This is a genomic window from Bacillus sp. 1735sda2 (genome assembly GCF_024159245.1).
GTDB classification, from domain to species: Bacteria; Bacillota; Bacilli; order Bacillales; family Bacillaceae; genus Bacillus; species Bacillus pumilus_O.
This window is the reverse complement of sequence record NZ_JAMYWZ010000002.1, coordinates 1-8,048: the sequence shown is the minus strand read 5'-3', so window position 1 is coordinate 8,048 and position 8,048 is coordinate 1. Positions and strand designations below refer to the sequence as shown.

7 protein-coding genes are annotated in these 8,048 nt (G+C 36.1%); 4 read left to right on the top strand and 3 right to left on the bottom strand.

Annotation, left to right across the window (positions count from 1 at the left end):
* Positions 1–268 precede the first annotated feature (268 nt).
* Entirely contained in the window at positions 269–781 is a 513-nt protein-coding gene (locus NKR21_RS21060; protein ID WP_144458559.1) for a DUF3967 domain-containing protein, read from the top strand.
* A 99-nt stretch (positions 782–880) separates the two neighbouring features.
* On the opposite strand, the gene NKR21_RS21055 is transcribed toward NKR21_RS21060, so the two are convergent.
* On the bottom strand, positions 881–1,651 hold the full coding sequence (locus NKR21_RS21055; protein ID WP_144458558.1) for a DUF6973 domain-containing protein: 771 nt from the start codon (positions 1,649–1,651) through the stop codon (positions 881–883).
* A 155-nt stretch (positions 1,652–1,806) separates the two neighbouring features.
* Between NKR21_RS21055 and NKR21_RS21050 the strand changes: the two genes are divergently transcribed.
* Positions 1,807–2,244, top strand: coding sequence for a hypothetical protein (locus tag NKR21_RS21050; protein WP_144458557.1), 438 nt, complete (start codon positions 1,807–1,809; stop codon positions 2,242–2,244).
* A gap of 72 nt (positions 2,245–2,316) precedes the next feature.
* On the opposite strand, the gene NKR21_RS21045 is transcribed toward NKR21_RS21050, so the two are convergent.
* Entirely contained in the window at positions 2,317–2,907 is a 591-nt protein-coding gene (locus tag NKR21_RS21045; RefSeq protein ID WP_144458556.1) for a hypothetical protein, read from the bottom strand.
* An 84-nt stretch (positions 2,908–2,991) separates the two neighbouring features.
* Here NKR21_RS21045 and NKR21_RS21040 point away from each other — a divergent pair, with 84 nt between their 5' ends.
* The gene (locus NKR21_RS21040; protein WP_144458555.1) at positions 2,992–3,186 is read left to right on the top strand and encodes a hypothetical protein; all 195 of its coding nucleotides are present in this window, start codon (positions 2,992–2,994) and stop codon (positions 3,184–3,186) included.
* A 30-nt stretch (positions 3,187–3,216) separates the two neighbouring features.
* On the opposite strand, the gene NKR21_RS21035 is transcribed toward NKR21_RS21040, so the two are convergent.
* On the bottom strand, positions 3,217–4,242 hold the full coding sequence (locus NKR21_RS21035) for a protein rep (RefSeq protein ID WP_144458554.1): 1,026 nt from the start codon (positions 4,240–4,242) through the stop codon (positions 3,217–3,219).
* A gap of 1,531 nt (positions 4,243–5,773) precedes the next feature.
* Here NKR21_RS21035 and NKR21_RS21030 point away from each other — a divergent pair.
* Positions 5,774–6,868, top strand: coding sequence for a Rap family tetratricopeptide repeat protein (locus NKR21_RS21030; protein WP_186299679.1), 1,095 nt, complete (start codon positions 5,774–5,776; stop codon positions 6,866–6,868).
* Positions 6,869–8,048: the final 1,180 nt, after the last annotated feature.

Genomic DNA, 8,048 nt, shown 5'->3' with positions numbered 1-8,048 from the left:
ATCATTTTTTGCTAGGCTTTGCCTAGTTCCACACCATAAGTGGGGACAAAAACCCCTTATGCTCTTTTCATAGATTTTTTCTTCTCTCCATCTTTCAAGGCAAGAGCATAAGAATTTCTTGCTGTCACATTGGTATCCACCGCCTTAAACATTACGTGATCGTATGATCGTATCCATGGACGCAATCATGATCGTGATCGCAGGGATATATTGATATAGCTAGAATAATCAAGGTATGATCGTATGGTGAACGAGGTGGTGAAATTATATGGATAACCAAGAAACATGGCACTCTATCAAATCATTAGAGAAAGAACTTCAAATCCCAGATACCACATTACGAAGATACATTCGTCAACATGGCCATCATTTGAACATAAAGAAAAATGGAAAAAGCTATTTAGTAGCAAATGAATCCATTCCTTTGCTAAAAAAAATCCGTGGTTTATACGTAGAAGGAAAGTCTATAGAAAACATTGAGACCATACTCACTAACGAAGGACATCCAATCACGATCACGATAGACAATCATACAGAAAGTACAGCATTGACGCTGAATGAGTCGATAGAGGACATAAGGAACACTCTCAACTCACAAATGAATGAACAAAAACAAATCATCCAATCTCTTATTCAGACAATTCACGAACAACAACACCACATTGAGGCTAAGCTTGAGGAACGCGACAAACACCTTATAGAAGCTCTAAAAGAGAATGAAGAAATGAAAAAACAGATTGCTGCAGCTCAACAAAAACAGTGGTGGCAATTTTGGAAATAGAACACCGATCATAATAATACATGAAATAACCTCTCATCTTAGTAAAGCAGGCAACAAAAAAGCAGGCTTATTAAGCCCGCTTTTGATTACTTAGAAATACTACTTTCTGTTTCCACCAGTTGTTTTAACAAGTTTCCCCTTAGAAATCCTCTTACATGCTCCATCCTTAACTTTCTTTAATGCAGCTCTTTCAAGAGATCTAGAAGACATTTTTTTTGTAACAATATTTAATCCGACTTTATTATTGTGCAAATCCATTTTCCTTTCAAGTGCAGGCTGATTTGAGGCTCCAAATTCATGAGCATCAGTCCATTTTTTAGCATGCGCTTTCCCATAATTCGGATTAAAAAACACACCTGAACCAATCATTGTTGCTAATTCTGCATTCCAATAAGTATGTCTAAAAGCGTCTCCATTTCCGTTATGAAGTCCACTTTTAAAAAGAGCTTGAGTTCTCTGATTCGCTCTTTTTGAAGCAGCATACACCATGGCAGCTTGTGCAGGATGTTGTTGAACTAATTTTTTCTCTAGACGGTTTAGTGATTTATAAGATCCTGGCAAATAGCTCAAAGTCGTAATTTTATCTGGTTTATTTTTGTCTTGTACAATAGATACATATAAAGATGTAATATACTTGTTTTGTTCACTTTCAGACATATGATTGTAATCTAAATCATTTTCAATCATTTCATAAGCTTTAGCAAAATCATCAACAGTTAGTGAATCTAACACAGCATCTGATAACTCAGCCTCACTAGTAAGTAAAGATTGTTTACTAATACTATTTGATTGAGCTTGAGCATCAACAAACCCAGTACTACTAACCAATAATGCACTTGCCAAAGATAAACTAACAACTACTTTTTTCATTTCAGAACTCCCTTTACATATTATTAATAAATATACATTATATACTATATAAACCATAAATAGTAGATAAAAAGGATTAAATATCTTAATTGTTATATCCTTCAATATGTTTATAGAGTAATATAATACAAAGCTTATCTGAGAGGATGATTTTCATGTCAAAAAAGAAAATACTAATTAGTGCAATCATTGCAATTGCCGCCATACTTTCTGTAACATTATTTTTCCTAATCAATAACAATAAAAGTAATGTCTCTGAAAAACCATTGACAATAAAAACTTCAGAAACAATAAACTCACCAATATCGGTTATCATGAAAGAACTTGAAACAGAACGTATACTTTTTTCAAATGACATTATTAAAAATTCTACAAACAACATTGATCTAAATAAAAATCACGGAGAATATAGTCTAATTTTAAAAATTAATAATCAAGAACAAGAAATACTTGGATACGCTGATTCTTCAGAAAAAGAACCCTCTATTGAATTATCTTTTAACAAAGAAAAAGATAAAATTGTAGTCAAATCAAAAGTGACAACATCTTTAGATAAAGTCGAAAAAAGGATGGAATTCCCAAAAAATAATTAAAATAAAGAATAAGAAATAGAAGAAGCCGACAATTGCGTCGGCTTCGATAGGTATGCTCTTATGTTAAAACAATTAGTCGTTGCCCCAACCATTTTCTCTAATCGTTTTTTTGTTGATAGTCGCTTTTTTCTTACCACGTTTTATATACTCAGTTGTTTGAATATCATAAATGTATTTTTTCCTGTCAACCCATTTCATTTTCTTGATTACATGTATTTTTTCACCTGGCAATGCATTAGGAACAGCAGATATTGCAACACCTAAGACACCAGCAATAAGACTCAATGTTACCCTACCCCATCCAAGCCATACTGTCAGAAGAAAAAGAGTTCCCGCTGATATATAAAAATCTGCTTTTTTAATTGTTCTACTTGCTGTTAAAATAGTTTTCCATTTCTCAGCCTGTGTGGTAACATCACCACTTAAGAGAACGCTTTCATTTTTGGGTTCTTCAAAATTCCCAAACACTTTAAATTGATCGACCTCATTCAAATCTATCTTTTGCAGTTCCTTATCAATAATCTTTTTCTCTATTTCAGCATAGGATAATTTCTCTTGTTGTTTTTTAACGTCTTTTTCCATAGCAACCGCCACAGAGAAAGGTGTTAAACAAGTCACAAAAAGTGCAAGTGTCAAAGTCACAATCAAAAATCTATTAAACAATTAATTCACTCCTTTTACCCATTTGTATTATAGTTTAATATACACATTATGGGTGGTAAAGGAGAAAATGGAGGGATTGAATAAATGAGTAAATTAAGTAAAATAATTCTTAATATTTTCTTGGTAGGAACAATCTTTTTCTTAGGCAGTTATTTTGGTTATAAATCAAATGGGGTTGAATTACAAGGACTTCTTTACACTGGTGTAGTCTCATTAATCGGTCTAGTAGTAACAGGTACAGTAAGCCTGTTTAGAAAGAATAAAAGCACAAGCATGTAAAAAAAGCAGGCTAGACAATAGCCTGCTTTTCTATGTGATTATGTAATTCTTGATGCCAACATGCCAACGTGCCATGACCTCAAACGTCTCATTGGCTACCTCATCATCATCTTCTTCAATTCTGACAAGATCACTGTCCTCAGCATCCGTCAAATTCAGTTCCTTATGAATGTCTTTCAAGATCCCGCCATAACCGATCAACCGCCTGGCATTCAATGCATCATCCAAATAATAAACAGTATCCAAATTTTCCTCAGTCACTTCATTCCCACGTATGACATCAGTGTCCTTGACTGGATACTTCGAGATTTCAAGAATAGCCTTTTGTTCTTCCATCTCTCTACGCACTTCTTGTTCAATCGCTTCCGCATCGATTCCCTTTTTTCCTTTGACCCGCTGCACATGCACAATCGGTGTGTAGTCCAATTTCATTGCACGCTTCCAAAGACTTGTCCACTCTGCTTGTTTAATATAGCTTTTACCTGTGAAATAACTTCTTTTCACTGGAATCAATACATGAAAATGCGGGTGATATGTATTTTCTTCATGATTTTTCGTAATCTCTAAAGCTCTAAAAAAACCAAATGTTCCAGTTTTCACTTTTTTGTACTGAAACAGCTTTCTAAAACCTTGCATCATATCAGTAATCGTTTGTTTTAAATCATCGCCCTCAACATTTTTCACCGTCAACGTGAGGAATACCCACGCAGGCTTATACTGTCTGTTCGCTTCTTCCACGATCAATTTATTATGACAGGCAATTTTTAACGACCTTCGCCACGCACACATAGGGCATAACCTCACTTTACAAAAATAGGCTTGATATAATCGTAGTCTGCCCGTTTCTTTGTCTCTCCTAAATGCAAGACATTCCGCACAATCACATACTTTCTCTGCCTTTTTTCCGTAGTATGGCGCACCGGTACGCTTTTCAAGTCCTTCATAATGAGCCGCCATAAGTGACGATCTCACCTTTTTCCCTTTCCAATCCCGCTTTTTACCTGTTGCAGTTTTGTCCTCAAGGGTGATATAATTCGATTCAGATGAATGAAACAAAGCAAAAAACTCCTTCTGTGCTAGTTCTCTAGCATTCTATTATTTAAGATTCGACACCTTAATAATAGCAGATGGAGTTTTGTGCTGTCAAAATGCCTTTAAAGCCTTGACACCACTGAATTTATAGCACTTTTTCAAAATGACAGTGTTTCTATATGTATCAAGATAAGAAAAGACACGATTCTGACTCCGTCAAAATCGCCTAAAAATCTGGCGAAACCGCCATCTTTTTAAAAACCAAAACCCCAAAACAAAAAAAGAAGCCAGACATACCAGCTCCTTCAAAATAAAAACAATCTTCTCACCAGAGATTTTATCTTTCTTTACTTGCATGCATTGAGGGGAGGGTCACCCCTATTCAAATTCTAACCAAATGAACCATTTTTAATAACCTTAATCTTTCAATGATCACTCTTCCACACTCTAGCATATGATAAAAAGAATTTTGATCTCCCCATTATCAATCTTCGTCTCAAAAGAAAGCAATTTGATTTTACAATCAGATTGCTTTTTCCGTTTCAGAAATCAAAACTAAATTTTTTTAATAAAAATCCAAAAAAGCCATAAGCTATAAAAAAAGCCCGCAAATGTTAAAAGCATCCTGCTTATGTTCAGGGTGCAGGGTGCTTTTAACATTTAATTTTAATCAAAACAAAAAGGAGTCAGCAAAGTGCCCGACTCCTAAAGACCTTTTCGCACGCGGAAACGTTGGCGTTGGAGGTTCCCCATTTAAATTCTAACCAAAATCATTATTTTTATAACCTCGAACTTTCAATGATCACACTTCAGCAACCTCACATATACTGGAGTGAGTATTGAAACCCCATCGTTAATACTCAGCAACCTCCATAAATTTCGTTTTAATAAAAAGCGATCAGATTTAAAAAATCAGATTGCTTTTTATTCCGTTGGCAAAATCCACACCACTGATACGTATCAACATATATTAAAAAGAGCACTTGTCATCCTAAATAGGTGAATTTGACATCCTCATCATGATAAGGTCGGCGTCCTAAAAAATTTCCCCTCAGGGGGAGATTTTTTTTGATTTTTTCGCCCCATTTCATAGTATAAAAATTCTTTACACTACCCCTAGAACCTGACTAAACCTGACTTCAAAATACAGCTGCCATCACCCGCCCACAAAAATGGTGGGATTGAAAAAGAGACAAACAGAAGAGCATAGAACAAGTAAGGTCATTTCATGGCGATCGATCCAACCTTCTTGGCCGTTGCTATTTATAGGTTCCTGTCGGCTGTATCCAGTGGAAATATCACGTTTAATCAAAAACCTAATAATTTACGTGTTATTTCCAAGTGACTGTACCCGATATTTTCAATGACAACATGCAAAAAACAAGTCATATTCTCCCTAGCTGTACATCCAAAAGTCATTGCTGTCAGCATCCAAAGCCACACACCCCCAAGTAAAAAGAATCGGTTTTGTTGGGGAATTTCTCACTTTCTAAATATTTACTAAATCTGTAAGATAAAGAGAAACATTTACGACGGACAAAAGGTGGGTATGATGATGGCTAAAACAATTGCAGATGTAGAAGTCGCTAACATGATGAATGAGTGGTATGGGGTAATTAAAAAAAGAAAAATAGACGAAGCAATCGAATTGAAAACGCAGATTAAGAGAATGCTTCCGCATATGGAACAAAATCAAGACCTTCTTCTCTATTTCAACCTTTTGGACTTTAGAAACAATCTTTTGATAGATGACGCGCAGCGATTAAAAATTAAAAGTCGTACAACAGTCAAACAAGAGGACATTCAAAAAACAGACGACATGATTCAATACTACTTTTACTTTTTTAATGGCCAATATGAATTTCGCAACAAGAATTACATTGATGCGATCAATTTTTACAAAATTGCTGAAGATAAACTGAAAAGAATCCCCGACGAAATTGAACATGCTGAATTCCACTACAAAATTGCCGTAGCCTATTACCAAATTGATCAACATTTCTTTTCCCTTAGTCACGCTCAAAAAGCACTCGATTCCTTTAAATCGAATGCTCAATACACTTACAAACAAATGAATAGTGAAATGATATTAGCATTAAACAAAGTTGACTTGATGCGTTATAAAGAAGCTGACAAACACTATAATCATGTCATCAAGAAAGCCGAGGAAACAGGCGATTCATACACCAAAAGTTTAGCTCACCTCAATATCGGAATTAGTTACGAAAGACGAGGCTATCTACCACAAGCAGAGAGTCATCTACTTAAAGCCATTGAAATACCAGAACATAGAGAAACCATACGCACATATTACATGCTTAGCAAAGTCTGTTTTAAAAGTGGAAAAACTGATAAAGCTCTCGTCTGGTACAAAAAAGCATGGAATCTAGTCGAGGAAAATAACGAAGATGAATACAGAGCAAAACTTATGATACTAGATGCGCTTTACAACAATAGTCACATAAACAATATTCACCATGCCATGAAGTACCTAGAGAAAAAAAGACTATGGACAGATATAGCCGAATTGTCACGAGAAATAGGAAATCACTTGAAAAATAAAGGGAATATCACGCAAGCCGTTAAATATTATGAACAAGCACTTGTTGCAAAAGATGAAATCATCAAAATGACGGAGGCGTTAGAATGAAATGGATGATTAGCTTATCTCTAATTGTTTTATTAATCACAGGTTTATCAGTTTATTCAAACACTCAAACAGATCAGAAAATCGCTGAAAAAGGTGTAGTAGGCGCATGAGTTGTTATGAAAGAGGAATAGAACCAATCTAAAATCATTTAAACGCCCTATGAGGCGTTTTTTCTTTGTTTGCATCTTTTTATACCTAAACAAAAATAAAAGCGCTCAGAAAAGAATCTGAACGCTCTCAGAGGCATTTTAAAATAAAACCCTCTCGTTTTTTATAAGTTTTTATTCCATTGTTTGTCTCATAATTAAGTCTACTTGTTTTTGAAAGATTACTACCCCCCTGTTAGCTGGGGGGGGTTCTCGTTTGGCTCTCGGTGATTCGCTTTTTCGTTGCCACTCGACGACTGTCGTCGTCTTCCGCTCACACCTTCGCCAAACAAAACAGACGCACAAATATTTCTTTCATCTTACCATTTTTGACTCTTTCATGCCAACGGTACAATGCCTCGCATTCTGCTTTGAACGGAGAGAAAACACACAGCACCTATTTAGGTGCATAAGTGGGCACTGGTTCTCCAGTGACTCTTTTCGGGCTCTGCCCAAACCCGCCAACGGTCAGCCCGTTGGATCGCAAATATTCAAACCCCCTACCCCCGATCTTCGGGGGATGCCCCTTCGGCGGGCGCAAACAAACGGGGTTTGTTTGAATCAATAGGCTTTGGATGTAGTGAATGAGTCAACTCCTTAATGCTCACTTTCGTTCCGCTTACCGTTGACTCATGCCATATGTTTTTCACTCCATTTTTTAAAGAGTAACGCTCCTTTTGAATGCACACTTTTCCGAAACAACACAAAACAAACACGAACTTAATTCACCCATTATTGAACCCTTGTTGCGACTGATTTTTCTGCAAAACGTTACCTTTCTTTGTGTGCAGTGCGCTCCTTTTCAAACACAAAACGTTACCAAACTTTCGTGAAAAAATCCTCGTTGGCTTTTCTAAAAACACGCACATTTTTTGGTGCGTATAACTGGGCACGTTGACAAGTGATTGACAACTGGTCGATCAATTTCCCATCACTGATCCGCCAGTAACCGGCTCGTTTTTCAGTAGTGATCGGAAAGTGATCACCTCAAAAATCGCCACTGCTGCAGGAGTGATTTCCACCACTTCTTTGGG

What these genes read in the sequence shown, in the direction of transcription:
- NKR21_RS21060 (WP_144458559.1), top strand. Translation starts at nt 269, where the DNA reads ATGGATAACCAAGAAACATGGCACTCTATCAAATCATTAGAGAAAGAA.
- NKR21_RS21055 (WP_144458558.1), bottom strand. Translation starts at nt 1,651, where the DNA reads ATGAAAAAAGTAGTTGTTAGTTTATCTTTGGCAAGTGCATTATTGGTT.
- NKR21_RS21050 (WP_144458557.1), top strand. Translation starts at nt 1,807, where the DNA reads ATGTCAAAAAAGAAAATACTAATTAGTGCAATCATTGCAATTGCCGCC.
- NKR21_RS21040 (WP_144458555.1), top strand. Translation starts at nt 2,992, where the DNA reads ATGAGTAAATTAAGTAAAATAATTCTTAATATTTTCTTGGTAGGAACA.
- NKR21_RS21030 (WP_186299679.1), top strand. Translation starts at nt 5,774, where the DNA reads ATGGCTAAAACAATTGCAGATGTAGAAGTCGCTAACATGATGAATGAG.